The sequence below is a fragment of the Pseudomonas sp. IT-P253 genome (assembly GCF_949768125.1).
GTDB lineage: Bacteria > Pseudomonadota > Gammaproteobacteria > Pseudomonadales > Pseudomonadaceae > Aquipseudomonas.
Genome location: NZ_CATKPT010000021.1, coordinates 21014 through 42032, shown reverse-complemented (window position 1 = coordinate 42032; position 21019 = coordinate 21014). Strand labels below are relative to the sequence as shown.

General features: G+C 57.7%; 22 protein-coding genes. 13 read left to right on the top strand and 9 right to left on the bottom strand.

What is annotated here, in order from left to right; translation table 11 throughout:
* Positions 1-319: 319 nt before the first annotated feature.
* Positions 320-1066, top strand: coding sequence for a hypothetical protein (locus ACM6IR_RS12700; RefSeq protein WP_414908012.1), 747 nt, complete (start codon positions 320-322; stop codon positions 1064-1066).
* 189 nt (positions 1067-1255) lie between these two features.
* Entirely contained in the window at positions 1256-2188 is a 933-nt protein-coding gene (locus tag ACM6IR_RS12695) for a transporter (RefSeq protein WP_414908011.1), read from the top strand.
* Positions 2189-2439: 251 nt separating this feature from the next.
* Here ACM6IR_RS12695 and ACM6IR_RS12690 read toward each other — a convergent pair whose 3' ends face one another.
* Positions 2440-3846: a purine-cytosine permease family protein gene (locus ACM6IR_RS12690; protein WP_414908010.1), complete on the bottom strand. Its 1407-nt coding sequence runs from the start codon at positions 3844-3846 to the stop codon at positions 2440-2442.
* A gap of 323 nt (positions 3847-4169) precedes the next feature.
* Between ACM6IR_RS12690 and ACM6IR_RS12685 the strand changes: the two genes are divergently transcribed.
* From ACM6IR_RS12685 to ACM6IR_RS12665, 5 genes are all read left to right on the top strand, one after another.
* The gene (locus tag ACM6IR_RS12685) at positions 4170-4655 is read left to right on the top strand and encodes a flavin reductase family protein (protein WP_056740501.1); all 486 of its coding nucleotides are present in this window, start codon (positions 4170-4172) and stop codon (positions 4653-4655) included.
* 256 nt (positions 4656-4911) lie between these two features.
* Positions 4912-5955: an LLM class flavin-dependent oxidoreductase gene (locus ACM6IR_RS12680; protein WP_414908009.1), complete on the top strand. Its 1044-nt coding sequence runs from the start codon at positions 4912-4914 to the stop codon at positions 5953-5955.
* Between the two features lie 63 nt (positions 5956-6018).
* Positions 6019-6171 (top strand): hypothetical protein, encoded by a 153-nt coding sequence (locus tag ACM6IR_RS12675; protein ID WP_414908008.1) that lies wholly within the window; start codon positions 6019-6021, stop codon positions 6169-6171.
* 93 nt (positions 6172-6264) lie between these two features.
* The gene (locus ACM6IR_RS12670; protein ID WP_414908007.1) at positions 6265-6942 is read left to right on the top strand and encodes an isochorismatase family cysteine hydrolase; all 678 of its coding nucleotides are present in this window, start codon (positions 6265-6267) and stop codon (positions 6940-6942) included.
* Positions 6943-6947: 5 nt separating this feature from the next.
* A complete protein-coding gene (locus ACM6IR_RS12665) occupies positions 6948-8312 on the top strand; it encodes a purine-cytosine permease family protein (protein WP_414908006.1) in 1365 nt (454 codons plus the stop codon).
* Positions 8313-8408: 96 nt separating this feature from the next.
* On the opposite strand, the gene ACM6IR_RS12660 is transcribed toward ACM6IR_RS12665, so the two are convergent.
* Positions 8409-8630, bottom strand: coding sequence for a hypothetical protein (locus ACM6IR_RS12660; protein ID WP_414908005.1), 222 nt, complete (start codon positions 8628-8630; stop codon positions 8409-8411).
* Positions 8631-8832: 202 nt separating this feature from the next.
* Between ACM6IR_RS12660 and ACM6IR_RS12655 the strand changes: the two genes are divergently transcribed.
* Together ACM6IR_RS12655 and ACM6IR_RS12650 are read left to right on the top strand one after the other, a co-directional pair.
* Positions 8833-9276: a hypothetical protein gene (locus ACM6IR_RS12655; protein ID WP_414908004.1), complete on the top strand. Its 444-nt coding sequence runs from the start codon at positions 8833-8835 to the stop codon at positions 9274-9276.
* A 265-nt stretch (positions 9277-9541) separates the two neighbouring features.
* Entirely contained in the window at positions 9542-9808 is a 267-nt protein-coding gene (locus ACM6IR_RS12650; protein ID WP_414908003.1) for a DUF1652 domain-containing protein, read from the top strand.
* A gap of 66 nt (positions 9809-9874) precedes the next feature.
* Here the strand turns inward: ACM6IR_RS12650 and ACM6IR_RS12645 are convergent, their stop codons facing one another.
* Positions 9875-10846, bottom strand: coding sequence for an ABC transporter substrate-binding protein (locus ACM6IR_RS12645; RefSeq protein WP_414908002.1), 972 nt, complete (start codon positions 10844-10846; stop codon positions 9875-9877).
* Positions 10847-10933: 87 nt separating this feature from the next.
* Positions 10934-11746: a phytanoyl-CoA dioxygenase family protein gene (locus ACM6IR_RS12640; protein WP_414908001.1), complete on the bottom strand. Its 813-nt coding sequence runs from the start codon at positions 11744-11746 to the stop codon at positions 10934-10936.
* Between the two features lie 109 nt (positions 11747-11855).
* Here ACM6IR_RS12640 and ACM6IR_RS12635 point away from each other — a divergent pair, with 109 nt between their 5' ends.
* Positions 11856-12770 (top strand): LysR family transcriptional regulator, encoded by a 915-nt coding sequence (locus ACM6IR_RS12635; protein ID WP_414908000.1) that lies wholly within the window; start codon positions 11856-11858, stop codon positions 12768-12770.
* A 72-nt stretch (positions 12771-12842) separates the two neighbouring features.
* Here ACM6IR_RS12635 and ACM6IR_RS12630 read toward each other — a convergent pair whose 3' ends face one another.
* The 5 genes from ACM6IR_RS12630 to ACM6IR_RS12610 form a co-directional block, all read right to left on the bottom strand.
* On the bottom strand, positions 12843-13490 hold the full coding sequence (locus ACM6IR_RS12630) for an amino acid ABC transporter permease (RefSeq protein WP_414907999.1): 648 nt from the start codon (positions 13488-13490) through the stop codon (positions 12843-12845).
* 1 nt (position 13491) lies between these two features.
* The gene (locus ACM6IR_RS12625) at positions 13492-14172 is read right to left on the bottom strand and encodes an amino acid ABC transporter permease (protein WP_414907998.1); all 681 of its coding nucleotides are present in this window, start codon (positions 14170-14172) and stop codon (positions 13492-13494) included.
* A gap of 3 nt (positions 14173-14175) precedes the next feature.
* Positions 14176-14952, bottom strand: coding sequence for an amino acid ABC transporter ATP-binding protein (locus ACM6IR_RS12620; protein WP_414907997.1), 777 nt, complete (start codon positions 14950-14952; stop codon positions 14176-14178).
* Positions 14953-15000: 48 nt separating this feature from the next.
* The gene (locus ACM6IR_RS12615; protein ID WP_414907996.1) at positions 15001-15966 is read right to left on the bottom strand and encodes a substrate-binding periplasmic protein; all 966 of its coding nucleotides are present in this window, start codon (positions 15964-15966) and stop codon (positions 15001-15003) included.
* Positions 15967-16051: 85 nt separating this feature from the next.
* Positions 16052-17485 carry an amino acid permease gene (locus ACM6IR_RS12610; protein WP_414907995.1) on the bottom strand — a complete coding sequence of 478 codons (1434 nt, stop codon included), beginning with the start codon at positions 17483-17485 and terminating at the stop codon, positions 16052-16054.
* A 339-nt stretch (positions 17486-17824) separates the two neighbouring features.
* On the opposite strand from ACM6IR_RS12610, the gene ACM6IR_RS12605 reads away from it, so the two are divergent.
* Genes ACM6IR_RS12605 through ACM6IR_RS12595 form a run of 3 tightly spaced genes read left to right on the top strand, consistent with a single transcriptional unit; the run spans position 17825 to position 20871 of the window.
* Positions 17825-19243, top strand: a complete 1419-nt coding sequence (locus ACM6IR_RS12605) for a PLP-dependent aminotransferase family protein (protein ID WP_414907994.1) — start codon at positions 17825-17827, stop codon at positions 19241-19243.
* A gap of 4 nt (positions 19244-19247) precedes the next feature.
* Positions 19248-20492, top strand: a complete 1245-nt coding sequence (locus tag ACM6IR_RS12600) for an NAD(P)/FAD-dependent oxidoreductase (RefSeq protein ID WP_414907993.1) — start codon at positions 19248-19250, stop codon at positions 20490-20492.
* Positions 20493-20520: 28 nt separating this feature from the next.
* Positions 20521-20871, top strand: a complete 351-nt coding sequence (locus ACM6IR_RS12595; protein WP_414907992.1) for a RidA family protein — start codon at positions 20521-20523, stop codon at positions 20869-20871.
* Positions 20872-21019: the final 148 nt, after the last annotated feature.

Below are 21019 nucleotides of genomic sequence, written 5' to 3'. Positions count from 1 at the left end.
GATGAGCTGCGCTCATGGATGGGCATTTGAGTCCGTTTTTTTACTTGCCGCTACCATCTGCCTCAGTGGAGCGTCCTGTCACGACCATCAAGATGAAGACGTGTCGCAGAGCAAACCATCGATAGAGGGCGGCAAAAATCGGACGGGGGCCGGGATTGTGCCACGACAACAAATTCAACCCAGGATGAACAGAACTCACTGACTTGCAGACTTGAGCGCTCGTGTCGAGTGAATTCGCTTTGATGAGAGGCTTGAAAAAGCAGCTATCGTTGTCAGTGACCGGTCTAATCTGGACCTGTAGCGTACTGATGGAGTTCTTATGAAAAGGACCAATCTTACTGCTGTTGTCACCCTCCTATTCGCGGGATCCTTACCAACAACTTCAAGCGCCGCACCTTCTACCGATCCGCTTTTTGCATTTGGCTTGCTGGGAAGCTACAGCGTTCTCGAATTCACAGGGCGCAAAAGCTCGAACACCGAGCACATGCCGGAAGGAGGATTATTTCTTAACTTCGGCAACAAAATGACGGCTCAGACTGGCCTTATTTATCAGGCAGAAATCAGTGGGCAGTACTCTGAAAAAAAGAATCAGAAAGTAAAGGATGGCCAAGCTGACTTGGATGTTGGCTGGAGGATGGCTTTTGATGCGCGCAATTTTATGGATGTTTTATTGGGCGGAGGGTACAAATGGAATCGATTTGAACCGGACTCTGACAAGTACAACATTGATCTCACGAGCCGTACTCCGTTCGCTAAAATTGCTGCGGGCTACAATCATCAGTTCAACACTACAGTTCTGCGTTTTGAAGCGGGAATTCGAAGATCCATAAATGGTGATTCGCAGCTAAAACTCCATGGAATCAGCAGCGAGAATCAGGATTTAAAAGACAGCACCAATCCTTATATCGAGCTGAGCTTCCTGTTTAATCAGCAAGGTTCGATTCCGGTTATAGCCTCCCTATACTACAACCGCTTCAAATATGACCTGGATGGGCAATTTGCGGTGACCGATATCAAAAAACAAACCAGGGAAGAATATGGCGCAAAATTAGGCCTCGCCTTCTAACGCAATGATGGATCTTCAACACCCTGAATGAATCGCCCCGGGCTCTGCAGGCACTTCTGACAGACCGCTATGGGGCGAATGCTGCCCGTCGATTTCGCCTGAGGAAACCCAGGTGTGGCCGCTATAAGTGCCAAACGAATGCAGATGCGCTACAACAATACATAGAACTCCCTCACAGGAAGCGAGTGAATGTGGATGAAACACAAACTCTGCGTCGTCAGACTGGTTGGGTTCGCATCCGCTTCGCTCATCATCGTTGCTCCCGCTGCAGTCGCAGAGGATCTCGAACCCAGGTCCTACGCCAATACCCCGGTCGGTATGAATTTCCTGCTCATGGGCTACAGCGATCTCCATGGCAACGTGACGGCCAACCCCTCAGTCCCGCTCCAGGATGCCAAGCTCAACATCAAGACTGTCGTGTTTGCCTTTGCCAGATCGCTGGACGTCTGGGGCCGCTCCGGGAAGTTCGATATCGTCGTGCCTGAGGCCAGATTGACGGGCTCCGCTCTGTTCGACGGTGAACCCAAGGAGCGTAATGTTACGGGGTTGATCGATCCAAGATTCCGGTTTTCGGTCAACTTATATGGCGCCCCGGCGATGTCCCTGGCTGAATTCCCCAGCTATCAACAGGATCTGATTATCGGCACCAGCCTGGCGATCACCGCACCACTCGGCCAATACGACGCGAGCAAGCTGGTAAATCTCGGCAACAACCGCTGGTCATTCAAGCCCGAACTCGGGATTTCCAAACGCGTGGGGCCAGTGACCCTGGAACTCTCCGGCGCGGGAACCTTTTACACCGACAACGATGAGTACCTCCGCGACCACACACTTTCCCAGAACCCGATTTACCAGGTACAGGGGCATCTTATCTATGCCTTTAGCAACGGTATTTGGGCGTCGCTGGATACGACCTACTTCGCTGGCGGGAGTACCTCGATCGATGGCGTCGGCAACCACGATTCTCAGGAAAACACACGCTACGGATGCACCCTCACACTGCCGTTGAACAGGAACCATTCGGTAAAGCTGAATGCGAGTAATGGCGGGCATACCCGCACAGGCAGCGAATACAATGCGGTTGGCATAGTCTGGCAGTATCGCTTCGGCGGAGGGCTTTGAAACCTGGGACTTGCGCTGCATTCCATGTATGCGTGTGTGAAAAAAGTGAACCACTGTTAAGGATTTTGTAGGAGCGAGCTTGCTCCGGGCGGCGTTCCGACGATGGATTCAAGAGCGCTGCGTTTAGCCTGTAAACACGCGCTATCTTTAACAACCATCGCGAGCAAGCTCGCTCCTACAGTGGATCACATCGCTCAAATGAACAGCATTACGGTATAACCCGGGCATTCCAGACAAACACCCATCAAAAACTAATCAGCAAAACCAAGGCGAGAAGCCCGGACCTCCTGAGCCTGCCCCCGCGTCGCCAGGCAGTAATACAACGGACACGTCACCACCAACCCCACCAGCCACGACAAATCAGCGCCTTCCACCCAATTGGCATACGGCCCCACATACAACGACGTATTGGCAAACGGCAACTGCACGATAATCCCGATGAAATACGCAACGATCGCATGCAGGTTGAACCGCCCATAAATCCCGCCATCCGCACTAAAGATCGAAGCAATGTCATAGCTGCCGCGCTTGATCAAATAGAAGTCGATCAGGTTAATCGAAGCCCACGGCACCAACACCAGCAACAGCGCCAGAATCAGCCCAATGAACTGCGAAATGAAATCCGCCGAAGCACTCAGCGCGACCAGGCAGCAGCCCGCCAAAACAAGACCCGACAACACCACACGCAGCTTGATGCCAGGCGTCCACTGACTGGCAAACGTCTGGATCGAGGTGATGATCGACAGCACCGCACCATACAGATTCAAGGCGTTGTGGCTGATGATATTGAGCAAAAACAGCACCATCAGAATAGGCCCCAGCCAACCGGTGGATTGCTTCACCGCCACCATCGCTTCAGTGCCTTCCGGGGTCGCCAACACGGCCACCGCGCCGAAGGAGAACGACAGAATGGTGCCAAGCGTTGCGCCCAGGTAAGTGGCGAAGAACGGACGTGCAATCCCGATATCCGCCGGCAGGTAACGCGAATAGTCCGACACATACGGCGAGAAGCTGATCTGCCAGATAATCCCCAGCGACACGGTGGCCAACCAGCCAGACAGGTTAAAACCACCGCGGGTGAAGAAGTCCGCCGGTAGATCATGGGCAAAGATAAACAGGAACCCGGCGAGCAAGGCACTGCCCATGACCCAGGTGCCAATGCGGTTGAGGGTATGAATAAAGCGGTAACCAATGACCCCGATGGCAGTGGCGCTGAGGGCTCCGATCAGGATGCTGGCCGGCACGGGAACCGAAGGCGCGATGCCGACGATGGATTTGCCGGCCAACACGATATTGGAAATGAAAAAGCCGATGTAGATCAGTGCCGCAAAGAACACGATCAATAGCGCGCCATAACGACCGAACTGACCACGACTCTGCACCATTTGCGGAATGCCCATCCGCGGCCCCTGAGCCGACGCCAGGGCAATCACCAACCCGCCGACCATGTGCCCAAGCGCGATCGCCAGTAACCCCCAGAACAGATTGAGGTGGAACACCTGGACCACCATGGCACCGGTGACGATAGGCAGTGGTGCAATGTTGGTACTGAACCATAAGGTGAATAGATCGCGGGCCTTCCCGTGGCGCTCTGCGAGTGGGACGTAGTCGACCGTGTGATTCTCGATCAGGGGGTCTTGCCGGGACATCTGGGACATGTGCATGAACTCGAGTTTGTCTGATCTTATATTTGTATGAAGCCAAACCGGGGGTGCTCTTTGGCCTCCCCTCAGATGCAGGTCATATTATGGTATTCCAAACTTTTAACAAGGCTGATCCGGTCTTTGTATGTCTATCTGATCCGCCATTTTGACGAACAGGCGCCTGTGCCGCCTAGCTTAAAGCCCCGTAATCATTGGGCTTAAGACCCAAGGCGTGCGTTTATCGGGTGATTGAAAAAGCCCTTGCAAACACCGTATTACGGTATACCATCATACCTACAAACTCATAAAAACCTGTTTCACCGCCAGAGGACCGTCCCATGATCGATGCCGCCATCTACAAACAAGTGATGGGTTCGTTTCCGTCCGGGGTCACCGTGATCACCACGCTCGATGACGACGGACAAATCGTCGGCCTGACCGCCAGCGCGTTCAGTTCGTTATCCATGGACCCGGCCCTGGTGCTGTTCTGCCCCAATTACAGCTCCGACTCCTATCCGGTACTGATCAAGAACAAACGCTTTGCCATTCACGTACTGTCCGGCGGCCAGCAAAGTGAAGCCTACGCCTTCGCGCGCAAAGGTAAGGACAAGGCGCAAGGCATCGAATGGACATTAAGTGAGCTGGGCAATCCGATTCTGGCCAATGCCACAGCGGTGATCGAATGCGAGCTGTGGCGTGAATATGAAGGTGGCGACCACGCAATCATGGTCGGCGCGGTGAAGAACCTGATCGTGCCCCAGCAGAACGCCGGTCCACTGGTGTACTGCCACGGCAAGATGGGCGCCCTGCCCGTCCTCGCTTGATTCGATCAAACGGCGCACCCAATAGCGTTCCAGGCTGACATCAATGTTCTGCAACTGCGGGTGCCCGGCCGGATAAGCGACCGTCGGAGAGAAATATTTTGCGGATATTCCGTATTATGGTATACCAATAACCCATCAGCCGACCTGCCGCACTCAGCAACGCGTCACGGCGAGAACACCCGGGAGCGCTCAGCGTTCATTCCAGGCAACAGGCCCGCAGTCGACAGGCCGACAACAAAAGATTCGAGGTAGCGTCATGAAATTTTCCCTGTTCGTGCACATGGAGCGCTGGGACGAAAGCGTCAGCCACCGTCAGTTGTTCGAAGACCTGACCGAACTGACCCTGATAGCCGAAGCCGGTGGATTCAGCACCGTCTGGATCGGCGAACACCACGCCATGGAATACACCATCTCGCCAAGCCCGATGCCATTGTTGGCCTACCTGGCAGCCAAGACCACCACCATTCACCTGGGCGCCGGCACCATCATCGCGCCGTTCTGGCACCCGTTGCGGGTGGCCGGTGAATGCGCGCTGCTGGACGTGATCAGCAATGGCCGCATGGAAGTCGGCCTGGCACGTGGCGCCTATCAGGTCGAGTTCGACCGGATGGCCGGCGGCATGCCTGCTTCTTCCGGCGGCCAGGCACTGCGGGAAATGGTTCCGGTCGTTCGGGCCCTGTGGCAAGGCGATTACGCCCACGACGGCGATATCTGGAAATTCCCGACGTCCACCAGCGTACCGAAGCCGATTCAGAAGCCAAACCCGCCGATGTGGATCGCCGCCCGCGACCCGGATTCCCACAACTTTGCGGTGGCCAACGGCTGCAACGTCATGGTCACGCCGCTGATGAAAGGCGATGAAGAAGTTCTGGACCTGAAGAACAAGTTCCAGGCTGCGCTGGATAACAACCCGGACGTGCCGCGCCCACAGTTGATGGTGCTGCGTCACACCCACGTCCATGCAGTCGATGACCCCGAGGGCTGGAAAGTCGGGGCCAAGGCGATCTCGCGTTTCTACCGCACCTTCGACGCCTGGTTCGGCAACAAGGAAGTACCGGTCAACGGTTTCCTGGCACCGAGCCCGGAAGAAAAATTCGCCGGTCGCCCGGAGTTCGAGCTGGAGAGTCTGCACAAGACCGCCATGATCGGCACCCCGGAAGAAATCATCCCGCGCATCAAGTATTACCAGGAACTGGGCGTCGACGAGTTCAGCTTCTGGTGCGATAACAGCCTGCCCCATGCGGAAAAGAAAAAATCCCTGGAGCTGTTTATCAAACACGTGGTCCCGGCGTTTCGCTGAGTCCGCAGCCCTGTCCCCCGGACGCGAAGCCGGGGGGCTGATTGACGTGTAGGGTCGATTCCAATGCAAAACGGTCGTCTCCCATCACTCGCCCCTCCCTCCGGCGCCGAGCAGGCTTACCTGCGCGGCGAATGGACCGCTTCGCATATCCACTTCAAGCGTCTGCGTGCCAGCGTTTCAGCCAAGCAGAACGGTTTCTGGCAAATAGTTCACTGAGCCCACCCGAACAGACATTCACGCACCACACGTCTCGCCATCGCGCCGACGTGCACGGTGCATTGCGCTTCGGCTCATGATCAGGTTTGCTCAATGAACAATAACAACGCGCTGTTGATCATCGACATGCAGCAGGAGGACGGTTTCGTCCTGGAAAACTTCGACACGGTGGTGGCTAACACGACCGCCTTGCTCGACTCCGCCCGCCGTCAGCGGGTACCTGTCATCTATACCCGTCACATCAATCAGGCCGACGGCAGTGACCTGCCGCGCGGCGAACCATTGGCAGCCGACGGCGGCCCGAGCAGTTACCGCGCCGGCACCCGGCAAGTGGAAATACTCGAACAACTGGCACCGCTGCCTGGTGAGCAGGTGCTGGACAAGGGCCGCTACAGCGCCTTCCACCGCACCGATCTGGATGCCCGACTCAAGGCGCAAGGCGTCGATACGCTGATCGTCTGTGGCGTATTGACCGATGTCTGCGTACTCAGCAGCGTATTCGACGCCTTCGCCTTGGGCTATCACGTTCGGCTGGTCAGCGATGCCTGCACCACAACCACCCTGTCAGGGCATTACTCGGCACTGTTGATCATGGCCAACTGGGTTTACTCACTGGAGATCCTGACCAGCGCTCAATGTGCGCACGCCCTCGCATCTCGCGACTACCTGAGCTTGATCCCCGAGAGCCCGGACTTGTTCGCTCATCAACCGCATGAGTTCGAAAGCACCATCGCCCGTCTGCAAACCCACCTCGCCCGGACTCAGGAGTAATCGCCATGCAAGTCGAAAAAAGAAGCATTGATTTCATCCCTGAATCCGAACGCCATGGCCACCCCGGCTCACTGTTTTTCATCTGGTTCGGCGCCAACATGAACATTACGACCATCGCTTCCGGCGTATTGCCGGTGGTGATGGGGCTCAATCTGTTCTGGAGTGCGCTGGCGATCATTATCGGCTCACTGTCGGGGGCGATTTTCATGGCTTCCCACTCCGCCCAAGGACCGAAACTGGGCATCCCGCAAATGATCCAGAGCCGTGCACAGTTCGGCGTGTTGGGCGCAGTGTTGCCGCTGCTGTTTGTGATGCTGATCTACCTGGGATTCTTCGTCAGCAATACCTTGCTCGCCGCCCAGGCAATAGAATCCGTCAGCCCACTGTCGGCGACGGCTAATGTCTACCTGATCGGGGCCTTGTGCTTCGTCGTTGCGCTGTACGGTTATCGCCTGATCCACCGTTTGCAGAAGTGGCTGTCGCTGCTGTCGTTGGTGGTGTTCTTTGCCGCCACACTGCTGGCGCTGCAGCTGCCGATACCCGCGGAACAATGGCTGCCAACCGGTTTCTCACTGTCGAAGTTCCTCGTGGCGGTGAGCATCGCGGTCACCTGGCAGCTGTCGTACGCACCTTACGTCGCCGATTACTCACGCTACCTGCCGAGCACAACACCCACCGCCAAAGTGTTTTGGTACAGCTACGCCGGCACGGTCAGTGGCGGCGCATGGATGATGATCCTCGGCGCGATCCTCAGCGTAGGTATCACTGATTTTTCCGGCAACGTCGGAGGTCATGTCGCCGGGCTGTTCGGCGGTGGCGCTGTGTTGTTGTTCGTGTTCATCCTGTATGGCCAGGTGTCGATCAACGTCTTCAACCTGTACGGCGCGTTCATGTCGACCATCACCGTGATCGAACCCTTTGCCCGACTCAAGGTAACGCCTCGGGTGCGCGGACTGTTCATGCTGCTGATCAGCCTGCTGGCCACGGCGTTGTGCACCATCAGTCAGGACAACTTCATTAGCTTCTTCCTCAACTTTATCTTCTTCATGAGCTACTTCCTGATCCCCTGGACGGCGATCAATCTGGTGGACTATTACTGCTTGCGCAAAGGCCGGTACCAGATTGATGACATCTTCAACCTGAACGGGATCTACGGGCGTATCAACTGGATCGCCTGTGGCAGCTTCCTGCTGGCAATCGCTCTGGAAATTCCGTTCATGAACACCACGTTGTATGTCGGACCGGTGGCCAACGCGCTGGACGGTGTGGACCTGGCCTGGATCGTCGGGCTCCTGATGCCGGCGCTGAGCTATTACTGGCTGATGAAGCTGGGCAAGCACACGCCAGAGGTCAGCGTGGCGTTACGGTAAAAACTGAAAAGCACAACACCGGCCCAGGGTCGGCGTTGTGCTGTCAGTGGCCCTATCCATGCAAGCGCGCTCAGGTCTGACAGTCGTCGAATAAAACTATGTCCCGCCGCCCGCGCCTGCCACTGCCCGCGCATAACGCTTGGTCGCCTCGGTCACGAGTTGCTTACGCTCATCGCGATCGATGAAACCTTGTTTCAGGTACTTCTCTGCAAGTCGGAGCAGTTCCTCGTATTGCTCTTGCGCAGTCATTCGAACGTCAGCCAGTTCCAGCAATTGTTGCCAGGCCGCAAGCGCTTGCGATTTCGGATCTTCATACATGGCGACAACTCCAAAGGGCCGTTTTGCGGTAGAGCGCTTCGCAAATCGGGACGTTCACCGGCGACGACGTACGGCAAGCGGCACAGGCAGCAGTTTTTCAACATCGCCCAGCCCTGCTACGCTTTTGATGCGTTGAATGAATCGGGCGATAATCACGAACTAGTGTTTCCCTTGACCGCTGAGGCTGCTGAGTGTGAGAGGCTTGTCGATTGGTTTGATAAGTACCGCCATCACCCTGGCCGTGGTGGGTGTTAGTGCGCATGTGTTTATGGAATGGAGAGCTGGCGAGAGCGCACGGCAGGATGCGCTGTGCAAGGCAGCACAAGAACATATCAAAATCCTTGACGTTCGAGCGCGAGCGATGGCTGCCGGACTGTCTGTCGAGGCTTACGCCGAGGCCGAGAACACACAAGTGCACAAATTGGTCAGCGCCCTGGACAGTGCCACCAATGATGCCGAGGTTGAGGCTGTCATCGACGCACACGCTGCCGAGCTGAAAGCGCAGGACACCGCAACCGACGCAGAATTAAAAAACCAGGGAAACCAGCAGTTTCTCGAACAGAAACTCATAAAACAGCGCATAACCACTGACATCAAGCAGGAAATGGAACGCGCCGCGAAGGCCGTAGCAGATGCCTGTGGTTAGTGGCGGCTGCCACTAGCTCTTGCAGCCGGCTTGCTCCCCTCATCTAAAAAGGCCCCGACCGAACGCAATGGACCACGACTAATGCGCCGTCTTTCAGGGAAGCCAGAGGAAAACGGTCTAATCCGTCAGAGGGGCTGGGGGTTACACTCAATGCAGGGCTCATGGCCAAAAATGATTAAGGAGCCTGCCAAGCATCTATTTCAGGAGCTTCCTCACTCACGTCTGACAAAAGTCATTTGGCTGACTCCCGTCGAGGTATGTCGCCATGTTGTCGACTCTAGAACTACGTCACCTCGTTGAGCAAAGCTTTCTCCCGACCCGCTGCGAATGCACTGTCGATCCACCCGCAGCGCTGACCGTTCGTTTTTATAAAAGCACCTCGAATCAAGAAGTGCTCACTGTTACCGGGATCTCCATTGCCCAGCTCAACAACGGTCATGCAATCGCAACCCTTATCGAGGATCTGCGAAGCGATCTGGAACGTTTCAGTTCCACGCCTCATTACTCGATAAATCACGCGGTTAAACGGTAGCAGCCCGTAGTCATTTCCAAACCACCTTCGGTGGCCAGGGAAAGGGCGTCCCTGCCCTATAACAAGCTAGAGCGTCGCGTCGATTTTTTTCGCAGCCGCTTCACTCACCCAGGTGTGCCAGATTTCCGGGTGTTCCTTGAAGAAGATCCTCGCCAGCTTGGGAGAGTCAATGTGCTCCTTGGTCATCCGGGCCAAGTTCTGGTTTAACAGGTCGATCGGCAGATTGACCTTCTCCAGCACGCCTACCAGTTCTGGCGCTTGCTCATGAAAAACGCGGGAGAGCCCCACTTGGATGCTGATCTTTTTGTCGCCCCCCGGCTTCTCTTCCAGCTTGACCAGATCCACCTGCCCCATTAACGGCGTCGGTGACCAGTAATAGAACAGAATCGGCTCGCCACGCTTGTAGCTCGACAGGACGGCGGCATCCAGGGCCGGGCCGGTACCTGGACGGAAGTTGGTGTAGCTTGCTTCGAGGCCATAGGTTTTAAGCATTTCGCTGTTTTCCAGCTCGCAGGTCCAGCCGGCCGGGCAGTTGTAAAAACGGCCCTTTTTTGGCTCTTCCTGATCTTTGAAGAGTCCTGCGTACTGAGTCAGGTCGGTGATTTTTTTCAGGTCTGGAGCCTTGGGTATAAGGTTGCGTTTGGTGTCGCCCTCGACCACATAACGCGGTACGTACCAGCCTTCGGTTGCGCCAATGATCGGTGCGCCGACACCCACTACCTTCCCGGTGTCCGCCGCCTTGTTCCAGACTTCACTTCGACCGACCCATTCTTCCGCCAACACTTGAATGTCGTTGCTGCTCAGGGCGTTCTCCATGGTGATGGAGTTGCCCGGCAATGTGTCGATCTCACAGCCGTAACCGTCCTTGAGCACTATCTGCAACACATCGGTGAGCAACATGCCGCTTTCCCAATTGAGCCCGGCGAACTTCACCGGTTTACCCGACTCGCACCAACTGGCGGCCTGACTCGTTGCACTACCGGCCAACAGGCCGAGGGAAATCAGTGTGGCGGTAAGGTATTTTTTTTTGATTTTCACAATCGCACGCTCCAACACAGTGAACAGGGTTATGGCAGTGCAAGTATTCGCCACGTCAGTGGCGAACAATTGTCATCAACGTAGAACTCAAGCTCCTTGATGTATCGTCGGGAACCAATCCTCGCGCAGTCTCTCACCGGTCTGCATCGCATGCCCTGGATACGGTGGCGAGGTCCGTCCTGGACGCTCGATGTAACGGATGTCGTCGCCGAGCCAGCGAAGCGACAACACACGTCGACGTTGCGCCGACGCATTGCCTCTGGCGCCATGTACCGTCCGGAAATCGAACAGCACCGCATCGCCAGGTTGCATCTCCCACTCAAGCACTTGCATGCCCTCTTCCGAATCCGGATCGGGAGCATCGCGGTATCCGTCGGCGTCCCTGTAAAAATCACTTTGATCAGCCCAGTGGACGGGTTTTATCCCTTTATCCCAACGATGTGAGCCGGCAAGAAGCCGCAACGTCGACTCGCGCACCGGGTCCACGGGGATCCAGAAACTGACGTTCTGGTTGCCCTCGACAAAGTAGTAGGGAATGTCTTGATGCCAGGGTGTTGCTTTCTGCGCCCCCGGTTCCTTGACCAGCACATGATCATGGAAGAACTGTGCCGATTTCGACCGCATGACGGCGGCCGCAACGGACGCCGCAGGTGACTCCTCAACCATTGCGCGAAACTCCGGGATCCGCTGCCAGTTGCAATAGTCATCGAAAAAGCCGCCCGGCTTGTCATCCTTCTCGACGTATCGGCTGGCGTAAACGCCCGGCTCGGCCAGGTTGCGCTCAATACCGGCGGCAACGGTCTCGATCCAGTCACTGAAAATGCCGCGCAGGCAAACTGCGCCATCGCGCTGAAAGGCCTCGATGTCTTTCTCATTAATGGTGTAGGGGCTGTGTGTCATGACCTGAAACTCCCTCAAGCAAGAAATAAAAGTGGGCGCAGGACAAATATTCCATGACACTCAACTAAGATAAAATAATATGTATTGATTTATCACCTACGAAAATCTTATGAAGTTCAGCCTGCGACAACTCCGTTACGCACTCGCTGCGGCCAAGCACAGCAACCTCACGCTGGCGGCCGAGGAGTTGCACGTTTCCCAACCCTCGATCTCCACGGCCATTACCGAGCTGGAACAGCTTTTCGGCCAGCCACTGTTTGTTCGCCAACGCGGGCTCGGCGTGTCCCTGACGCCCTTCGGCCGCACGGTGATGGCTCAGGCAAAACGCGTCTTGGCCGAGGCTCGGACCTTTTCGGATATCGGGACTGACAGCAGCGACTTTTCCGGGGAACTGGTGCTGGGTTGCTATGAGGACCTGGCGCCTTATTGCCTGCCACAGATCCTCAGGCGTCTGCAGCAGGACCATCCCCAGGTCACTGTCGATATGCGCGAAGGCGGGTTCGAATATCTCGGTAAGCGTCTCGCCGAAGGCACCCTGGAGTTGGCGCTGACGTACGACCTGGGATTGCCGGCAAACATGGAATGCACCGAACTGCGCCAGCTGACGGCCCATGCCCTGTTGGCGGCCGATCACCCATTGGCAAACGAGACCCATGTCAGTTTGCAAGAACTCAGCGAATGCAATCTGGTGGTGACTGACCAAATCCACAGCTGGCAGCACGTGCTGGACCTGTTCAACTTCCATGGGCTCTCGCCCCACAGCGTCCAGCGCACACACAGCTTCGAGTTCCAGCGCAGTCTCGTTGCCAACGGATTCGGCGTGGCGCTGACCTACACCAGGCCCTTCGGCGACCATAGTTACGATGGTCAGCCACTGGTCTGTCGTCCCATACGCGAAGAGCTGCCCGCACAGCGCATCGTATTGGCCTATGACCAGCGCTACCCGTTAACGCCACCTGCCGAAGCGTTCAAAAAGCAAGCCGTGACCTGGTTCAAGGAACGGCTGCCGTTTGCCTCACATTGAACATTGCGCAGGGCCCATCCCCAACCCCAACCCGCGCTGCTCGTGCGGATGAAAACCGGACGAGCCAAGGGTTCAATGCCTCGTCTTGCGCTCCAGCAAACGCACACCGAGTGACAGCGGGTAGCACAGCGCGAAGTAGATGGCGCCGACGAGGATGTAGATCTCCAGCGGCATGAAATACACCGAACTCAAATCCTGCGCCCGCAGCATCAAATCCGGCGCCGCGATCAGCGAGGCCACCGAGGTGTCTTTCAATAGCGAGATCGCCACGCTGCCGATGGGTGCCAACACAATACGAATCGCCTGGGGCAACACGACCCAGCGCAACACCTTGAGATGCGGCATGCCAATCGCCTTCGCCGCTTCCACTTGCCCCTTGGGCACGGCCTCCAGACCCGAGCGATAAATCTCCGACAGGTACGCAGCGGCGTTCAGTCCCAAACCGATCATGGCGGCTTGAAACGAGCTGAACTGGACGCCGACTTCAGTCAGGCTGAAGTAGACGATGAACAGTTGCACCAGCGCTGGTGTACCGCGAAAGACCTCGATGTAGATCAGTGCGGCGCGGCGTAATGGTCGGCTTTTCGACAGTCGCGCCAGCGCCACCAGCAAACCGACGACCAGACCGATAACGAGCGCCCCGAACGCCAACTGGAGCGTGGCCCACGCCGCCGCCATCAACTCGACATGGGTTGCTTCCCACAACTCGCCATAGCCCATATCAGTTCTCCTTGACGACTTTGAGACGGCGTTCAGTGCGCGCCGCCCAGTGGGAAAGCACCAGGCTCAACACCAGGTAGATGGCCGCCAACAGGAAGTAAATCAGGTTGGTCTGGTAGGTTTCGCTGACCAGCATTTTCGCCTTGAACGTCAGCTCCGGAACCGCCGCTGCCGAGGCAAGGGAAGTGTCCTTGAGCAGGCCGATGGCGAAGTTGGCCATCCCCGGAATCGCCACTTTGAACGCCTGGGGCAGCACGATAATGCGCATCGCCAACGACCGGGTCATGCCGATGGAAAACGCCGCCTCGCTTTGCCCTCGGTCGATGGTGCGGATGCTCGAACGGAACACTTCCGACAGGATCGCCGCACCGTTCAGGCCAAAACCGATGATCGCCGCACCGATCGCCGGCAGCGTGATGCCGATGTAGGTCAACCCGAAGTACAGGATGAACAACTGGGTCAGGATCGGTATGTTGCGAAACACCTCCAGGTACACGCTGGCAATCAGGCTCAGCACCCGGCTGCGCGAGAGCCGCATCAACGCCAGGCAAAATCCCAGCAACGTCGCCACCACAAACGCGGCGGCCGTCAGGCCGACCGTCGTCAGTGCACCGATGCCCAGCACGTTCAAAAAGTACGGCAGCATCTCGATGGCTTTGTGCAGTGCAGGGGAATCGAACATCGATCAATGCTCCTGCACGGCGCGGATGAAGTTTCGGGTGCGTTCGATCTGGCTCTCGCGGAAAATCTGCCGAGGCGGACCCTGTTCGACAATATTGCCGTCGGCCATGAAGATCACCTGATCGGACACGCTTTCGGCGAAATGCATTTCGTGGGTCACGATGATCATCGTCATCCCCTCCTCCGCCAGCTTGCGCATGACCGTGAGCACTTCGCCCACCAGTTCCGGGTCCAGTGCAGAGGTAGCTTCATCGAACAGCATCAGCTTGGGTTGCATCGCCAGCGCCCGGGCGATGGCGATTCGTTGCTGTTGCCCGCCCGAGAGTTGTTCAGGGAACACGTCACGCTTGGCGAACATGCCCACCTTGTTCAGCAGATCCTCGGCCAGTTCCACCGCTTCCGCGCGGCTGCGTTGTTGCACTTTGAGCGGGCCAAGGATGATGTTGTCCAGCACCGAGAGGTGTGGAAACAGATTGAAGCGCTGGAATACCATGCCGATCTCGGTGCGCATCCGTGCCAGCTCCTTGTCGCTCATGGGCACTTTGCGGGTGCCCACCAGTCGCTGGCCGATCAGTTCGTTATCGATGTAAATGTCGCCTTTGGTCGGCTCCTCGAGGTAATTGACGCAGCGCAGCAGTGTGGTCTTGCCCGAGCCGCTGGGCCCGATGAGCGAGATCTTCTGCCCCTGCTGTACGTTGAGGTCGATGCCTTTGAGCACGTCGAGGCTACCGAAGGACTTGTACAGTCCCTCGATCCGCACCAGTGGAGTTGATTCAGCCATGAGCAATGTCCGTAAGTGGATGACGCAAACTGTGATCGCGACGTCGACTCAGGCGAAGGCCTGGCTGAAATCTCGTGGCGGGTGCTCGAACGGCCCGATGAGGTTGCCCTTCTCGTCGCGGTCCACGCCGATGCGCGGGTCCTTGATTGGAGGCACAAGGTAGTCGGGGTTCTTGATCCCGTACTTGGCGAGGATCGGTTTGATCTGATCGGTGCTTTTGAGCCAGCGCAGGCCTTGGTTCACGCCATCGAACAAATCCTGGTTTTGCGGATGAACGCCCCAGATCGCCTCGAACTTGGCAGTCAGGCTAGGGAATTTTTCATCGAAGGCCATGGGGATTTGTTTGAGCTTCAGGCTTGGGTCCTGAAGGATCATGTAGTCAATGGTCGGGGCATCCAGCACGGCAAAATCCAGTCGCCCGGCGCGTACGTCGCGCAGGCAGGAGTCGGTGTTGTCGTAGAGTTTGACCTCCTTTACGCCCTCGATTTTCTTCATGTCCGGGATGGTGAAATACCCGGTAATGGCGCCGATGGTGCGGCCCTTCACGTCGTTGACGGCAATCGAAGTAGTGAAGGGCTCGTTGTCACGCATGATCACGTAGGCACCGGTATAGAACACCGGGTCGGTCAACAGCAGGATTTTCGAGCGCATGGGGTTCCAGGCGAAGTTGCCGCCGAACCAGTCGGCACGTCCGGACCTCACCGCTTCGACCACCGCCGGAAAGCCCATGGTCAGCACGTCGAGCTTGAGTTCGAGGCGATCGGCAATGATCTTCAATAATTCCAGATCGGTGCCGACCGGGACGCCTTCGCGCAGCGCGCCCAAGGGCATGTCGCCCAGGCACGCGGCAGTCAGGTAGCCAGGGCGCACGGTCTTGATCGGTTGCCCGGCGGCAAATGCAAAGGACATCGGGCCCATCGCACTGCCCACTAAGGCGGCCAATGAACCGTAACCAGTGGCCTTGAGCAACCCGCGTCGGGAGAAGCCTTGGGAGTCGAATTTGAAGTCGGACATAGATCACCTGTGGGGCAAATTATAGTTTTGGACCGTTTCAAGACAAACAACTCAACCGCCATCCGTGGCTCGATTTCCCTGCACTTCACGACCGTGTCGACAACCCCGCCAACAACTCGATGGCATTGACGTGAGGCTTGCCGGCTGACTGTCGACGACGCTGGAGCAGCAGGTAAGCCGCAGAAACCACGCCCAGACTCACGAGGCTGGCGAGGAACTGCGTGCGCAAGGACTCTTGAAAGGCCATGGCGACCAAAACACCCGCAATCACTGTCACCACAGCATAGGACAGCCATGGAAACAGCCACATCTTGAGGGTCAGCCGGGCCGGTGCCGTGGCTTCCACTTGACGACGAACCTGGATTTGCGCCAGCGCTACCGCGAGGTACACGAACAGCATCACCGCCCCGGAAGCGTTGACCAGAAACAGGAACACGCCTTCGGGGGAAATGATTGCCGCCATGATCGCGATGTAGCCGATCACACTGCTCAACAGCACGGCGGCCCTTGGCACTTTGCGCCCGGTGAGGGTCGACAATCTGGCGGGTGCATCACCGCGCTGACTGAGGCCGAACAGAATCCGCGACGACACGTACAAACCCGAGTTCAGCGCCGAAAGCACGGCCACCAACACCACCGCTTGCATGATCATTGCCGCGCCGGGAATGTGCAGGACGTCCAGCGCCGCCACGAACGGCGAGTGCCCGGCGACGATCTGGCCCCAGGGCACCACGCAGACAATCAGGAAAATCGAGCCCACATAAAAGGTGATGACGCGGAAGATCACCGAACGGGTCATGTTCGCCACGTTCTTCGACGGATCATCGGATTCAGCGGCGGCGATGGTCGCGATCTCGGCACCGCCCACGGCAAAGATGACTGTCGGCACACCGGCCAGAATCGCGCTCACGCCATAAGGCATGAAGCCGCGGTCATTCACCAGGTTACCCAGCAATGCGCTGGTGCTCGGGGCGAAACCAAAAAGATAGGCACCGACTACAAAGATGAAGACGATGATCGCGAAGACTTTCAATGAAGCGAACCAATATTCGAATTCACCGTAGGACTTCACCGACAGGCAATTGATGGCCGTCATCACGGCCAACAGCGTCAGGCCGATCATCCACGCCGGCAACGGTATCCATTGTTGGAGGATATTGGCGCCGACCACCGCTTCCACCGCCACCACGATCACCCAGAAGTACCAGTACAACCAGCCGCTGGTGAAGCCGACCCAATTACCCAGGCCAATGCGGGCGTACTCGGTAAAGGAGCCGACACCGGGCAAGGCCACGGCCATTTCACCGAGCATGCGCATGACCAGCATCACTACAACGCCTGCCGCGAGATAACTGAGGAAAGCGGCTGGACCAATCGCCTGAATCGTCGCGCTACTGCCGACAAACAGACCCGCGCCAATGATCCCTCCGAGGGAAATCATGGTGATATGGCGCTGGCGCAAGGCCCCGCTGAGGCGTTGTTGACCTGGTTTTGTATGGGTTGGCTGGGCGTTGCTCATCGGATGACCTCCGCTGCATGGTCTAGTGCCGATCGACCGGATAATTTCATCGAAGACTTTGCGCGAGGGGGACAACACACCGGATACTCTGTGCCGCCTGCTGCCTGGCTGATAAGTCGGTGGTGCCGGGACGTGCCTGGCTGAACGATTCTGATAGTCATCTGCGTACCTGTTGGGCTGAGCATGGCAGCCATTTTCTTATTGTGTTGCATGACAAGCATTACAACTCACACACTAATCACGGTTTTTTAGCTTGTCAATGGGCTTTGTATCGGATAAAAAGCAATACAAATTTGCTTATTGTCTTGCTACAAGCATGACAAGCAGGGATAAAGCGCCATGAGTCAATTCGAACAATTGCTGGACGAGCTCAAAGCCAGTGCCGCTTTGCAGCGCGACAAAGCAGAAACCCTTTACGCCCAATTGGCCGATTCACTGGCTGAGGCGATCAGCAACGGCAAGCTCAAGCCGGGCGAGCGCCTGCCGCCGCATCGCGAGTTCGCCAGTGCACTGGGGGTGAACATCACCACGGTGACCAAGGCCATGGCGGTGTTGCAGCAAAAAGGCCTGGTGGAAAGCCGCCCCGGTCGCGGCACGCAAGTCGCCCTGCCCCGGCATCCAGCCGCGCAGTTCCAGTCGGCGCCGAGCAATGACCCGGGCACCGTCGACCTGAGCGTCAACCGCCCGGCCACCGATGGTTTCAATCGGGTACTGGCGCAATTGCTGCCACGGCTTTCCAGCGATCCACGCTTTGGTGACATGAAGGACTATCACCCGTCCGAAGGTCCGCTCTGGGCCCGTGAAGCCGCCGCGCAATGGCTGCGCCACACCGGCGTCCAGGCCCAGGCCAGTCAGATGCTGATCGTCGAAGGCGCACAGCATGGCATCGCCAATACCTTGCGCAGCCTGACCAACAGCGGTGACACCGTGCTGGCCGACAGCGTGACCTATCAAGGCATCAACGCCCTGTGCCGATCGCTGGGTTTGATTCTGGTCGGGGTCGACGCCGACGCACGCGGCATGTCACCCGACGCCTTGCGTCTGGCCTGCGCCGAACATCAGCCACGGCTGCTGTTTCTGGTGCCGTCGATCCATAACCCGACCGCCATTACCCTGGATGCCGAACGTCGCGAGGCATTGGCAGCGGTGATTCGCGAAACCAACCTGTTGGTGATCGAGGACGACGTATACCGGCCGCTGCTGGATCAATCGCCGCCCTCCTTCGTGTCCCTGATGCCGGAACGGACGATTTATATTTCGGCCCTGTCCAAATGCATCGCGCCGGGGCTGCGCATGGGCTTTGTCATGGCACCTCAGCCGTTGGTGCAAGACATCGCCGCCATGCAGCGCATCGACTGCTGGAGCACCTCGCCACTGACCGCGCTGATCGCCACCCGACTGATCGAAGACGGGCATGCCGAGCAACTGGTGTCGGAACAGCGCGAAGAATTGCGCATCCGCCAGTCACTGCTGGCCACTCATCTTGAGGGGCTGGAATTCCAGCACAGCGCCACCGGCACCCACGCCTGGCTGGTGCTGCCAGAACCGTGGACCGGCTCGCGTTTTGCGCGGTTGTGTCAGGACCGCGGCGTGGTGCTGCTGGCCGGAGGCGCTTTCACCTTGCGCCCGGAACTGTCGCCGCAAGCGGTACGCATCAACATCTCGGCTGCCCTGTCACGGGAGCAGCTTGTCAAAGCCCTGGGTGTTATCAGCCAATTGGCGCGTCAGGGTCATCTCCATATGCACAACCGGATCTGAGGACATGACACAGCCAGTTCATTGCGAAATTGCCGTTATCGGCGCAGGCGTCGTCGGGGTGGCGACCGCACTCTGGCTACGTCGTCAGGGTTACCAGGTATTGCTGCTGGAGCGCGAAGCGATTGCCGCCGGCGCGTCTTACGGCAACGCCGGCACCCTGGCGCCTTATGGCGTAATGCCGATCGCCCAGCCTTCACTATTAAAAGCGATTCCGTCGTTGCTGTTTTCGAAGGAGTCACCCTTCGTCATCAACTGGGCGCGTTTGCCGCGGTTGATGCCCTGGCTGTTGCGGTTTCTCAATGAATGTCGCGCGTCACGTTGTGAAGCCAACACCCTGGCACTGACAAAAATACTCCAGCACACCTACAGCGGTTATGCCCCGTTGCTGGCCGACTGCCCGCAAGCCGATCAACATTTGCATCACAACGGTTGCCTTTATGCCTACGGCACAGAACAAGGCTTTGCAGGCGCGCAGTCAGCCATTGCGTTGCGCAGCTCCCTGGGTATTGCGCAGCAGGTATTGAGCGCGGGAGAAGTCGAACGACTGGAGCCGGCTCTCGCGGGTAAATCCGTGGCCGGTATTCTGTTTCCCGAGTCGTCGCACATGGACGATCCGCGCGCCTTCATCGAAGCCCTCGCGGCGCCGCTGATTGCCGAGGGCGCTCTGCGTCAGGCGACGATCACCGGCGTGCAGCGCCAGACCGATGGCCTGCATCTGCTCAGTGCCGAAGGCCAGACCTACCGCGCTGACCGGGTTGTACTGTGCGGCGGCGCCTGGTCCGCAGCGCTGGCGCGTCAGGTCGGCGATCACATTCCGCTGGATACCGAGCGCGGCTATCACATCGAGTTCGATCTGCAAGACACCCTGCTCAACCGCCCTTGCTGCCCGGTGGAAAGCGCCTTCTATATGACGCCCATGGCCGGACGCCTGAGGGTAGCGGGCACGGTGGAGCTCGGCTCGATCCACGACCCGGCCAATCCCGAGCGGTTCGATTATCTGGAACGTCATGTGCGCCGGGTCATGGGCCTGACCGAACCGGTGGCGCGCAAATGGCTCGGGTTCCGTCCTTCCCTGCCGGACTCGTTACCGGTAATCGGCCCATCACCAAATGAGCCGCGACTGATCTACGCCTTCGGCCATCAGCACTTGGGCCTCACCCTCGCCGGGGCGACCGGCCAATTGGTGGCCGACTGCATCGCCGGCAAGGCCCCGGCCTGGCTCGACAGTTTTTCCGTGCAACGTTTCTAATCCACGCCATTCCACAGGAGAGCAATTGATGCCAACCATCGAGCGCAAGCACACCAAACCGCGCATGAGCCAGATTGTTATTCATGGCAATACAGTGTTTCTGGCTGGCCAGGTCGGTGAAGCCCAACACAACGTCGCCGAGCAGACTCGCGATGCCTTGGCACGAGTCGATGCCTTGCTCCTGGAAGCCGGCTCCTCGCGGGAGCGCTTGCTGCAAACCACCATTTGGCTGGCAGACATGGCGGACTTCGACGCCATGAATGCAGTGTGGGACGCCTGGGTACCAAAAGGACATGCCCCGGCGCGGGCCTGTGGCGAGGCGAAACTCGCGGACCCGAGGTTGTTGGTTGAGGTGATTGTCTGTGCGGCGAGGGCGTGAATTTTTAATGCACTCTCATACGTTTCAACTATCCAGTACAGCCGATAGCTGCCTTTATTGACGGGCAGCAATCGGCTACGCACGCGTTATGCTCCCTCTCGTCGCCCCTTGCGACGGGAGGCAGCAGCCAGGCTTATGTTGAATGGGC

Excerpts from the sequence above, each read along its gene's own strand:
- ACM6IR_RS12700 (WP_414908012.1), top strand. The coding sequence starts at position 320 with ATGAAAAGGACCAATCTTACTGCTGTTGTCACCCTCCTATTCGCGGGA.
- ACM6IR_RS12695 (WP_414908011.1), top strand. The coding sequence starts at position 1,256 with ATGTGGATGAAACACAAACTCTGCGTCGTCAGACTGGTTGGGTTCGCA.
- ACM6IR_RS12690 (WP_414908010.1), bottom strand. The coding sequence starts at position 3,846 with ATGTCCCAGATGTCCCGGCAAGACCCCCTGATCGAGAATCACACGGTC.
- ACM6IR_RS12685 (WP_056740501.1), top strand. The coding sequence starts at position 4,170 with ATGATCGATGCCGCCATCTACAAACAAGTGATGGGTTCGTTTCCGTCC.
- ACM6IR_RS12680 (WP_414908009.1), top strand. The coding sequence starts at position 4,912 with ATGAAATTTTCCCTGTTCGTGCACATGGAGCGCTGGGACGAAAGCGTC.
- ACM6IR_RS12675 (WP_414908008.1), top strand. The coding sequence starts at position 6,019 with ATGCAAAACGGTCGTCTCCCATCACTCGCCCCTCCCTCCGGCGCCGAG.
- ACM6IR_RS12670 (WP_414908007.1), top strand. The coding sequence starts at position 6,265 with ATGAACAATAACAACGCGCTGTTGATCATCGACATGCAGCAGGAGGAC.
- ACM6IR_RS12665 (WP_414908006.1), top strand. The coding sequence starts at position 6,948 with ATGCAAGTCGAAAAAAGAAGCATTGATTTCATCCCTGAATCCGAACGC.
- ACM6IR_RS12660 (WP_414908005.1), bottom strand. The coding sequence starts at position 8,630 with ATGTATGAAGATCCGAAATCGCAAGCGCTTGCGGCCTGGCAACAATTG.
- ACM6IR_RS12650 (WP_414908003.1), top strand. The coding sequence starts at position 9,542 with ATGTTGTCGACTCTAGAACTACGTCACCTCGTTGAGCAAAGCTTTCTC.
- ACM6IR_RS12640 (WP_414908001.1), bottom strand. The coding sequence starts at position 11,746 with ATGACACACAGCCCCTACACCATTAATGAGAAAGACATCGAGGCCTTT.
- ACM6IR_RS12635 (WP_414908000.1), top strand. The coding sequence starts at position 11,856 with ATGAAGTTCAGCCTGCGACAACTCCGTTACGCACTCGCTGCGGCCAAG.
- ACM6IR_RS12630 (WP_414907999.1), bottom strand. The coding sequence starts at position 13,490 with ATGGGCTATGGCGAGTTGTGGGAAGCAACCCATGTCGAGTTGATGGCG.
- ACM6IR_RS12625 (WP_414907998.1), bottom strand. The coding sequence starts at position 14,172 with ATGTTCGATTCCCCTGCACTGCACAAAGCCATCGAGATGCTGCCGTAC.
- ACM6IR_RS12620 (WP_414907997.1), bottom strand. The coding sequence starts at position 14,952 with ATGGCTGAATCAACTCCACTGGTGCGGATCGAGGGACTGTACAAGTCC.
- ACM6IR_RS12615 (WP_414907996.1), bottom strand. The coding sequence starts at position 15,966 with ATGTCCGACTTCAAATTCGACTCCCAAGGCTTCTCCCGACGCGGGTTG.
- ACM6IR_RS12610 (WP_414907995.1), bottom strand. The coding sequence starts at position 17,485 with ATGAGCAACGCCCAGCCAACCCATACAAAACCAGGTCAACAACGCCTC.
- ACM6IR_RS12605 (WP_414907994.1), top strand. The coding sequence starts at position 17,825 with ATGAGTCAATTCGAACAATTGCTGGACGAGCTCAAAGCCAGTGCCGCT.
- ACM6IR_RS12600 (WP_414907993.1), top strand. The coding sequence starts at position 19,248 with ATGACACAGCCAGTTCATTGCGAAATTGCCGTTATCGGCGCAGGCGTC.
- ACM6IR_RS12595 (WP_414907992.1), top strand. The coding sequence starts at position 20,521 with ATGCCAACCATCGAGCGCAAGCACACCAAACCGCGCATGAGCCAGATT.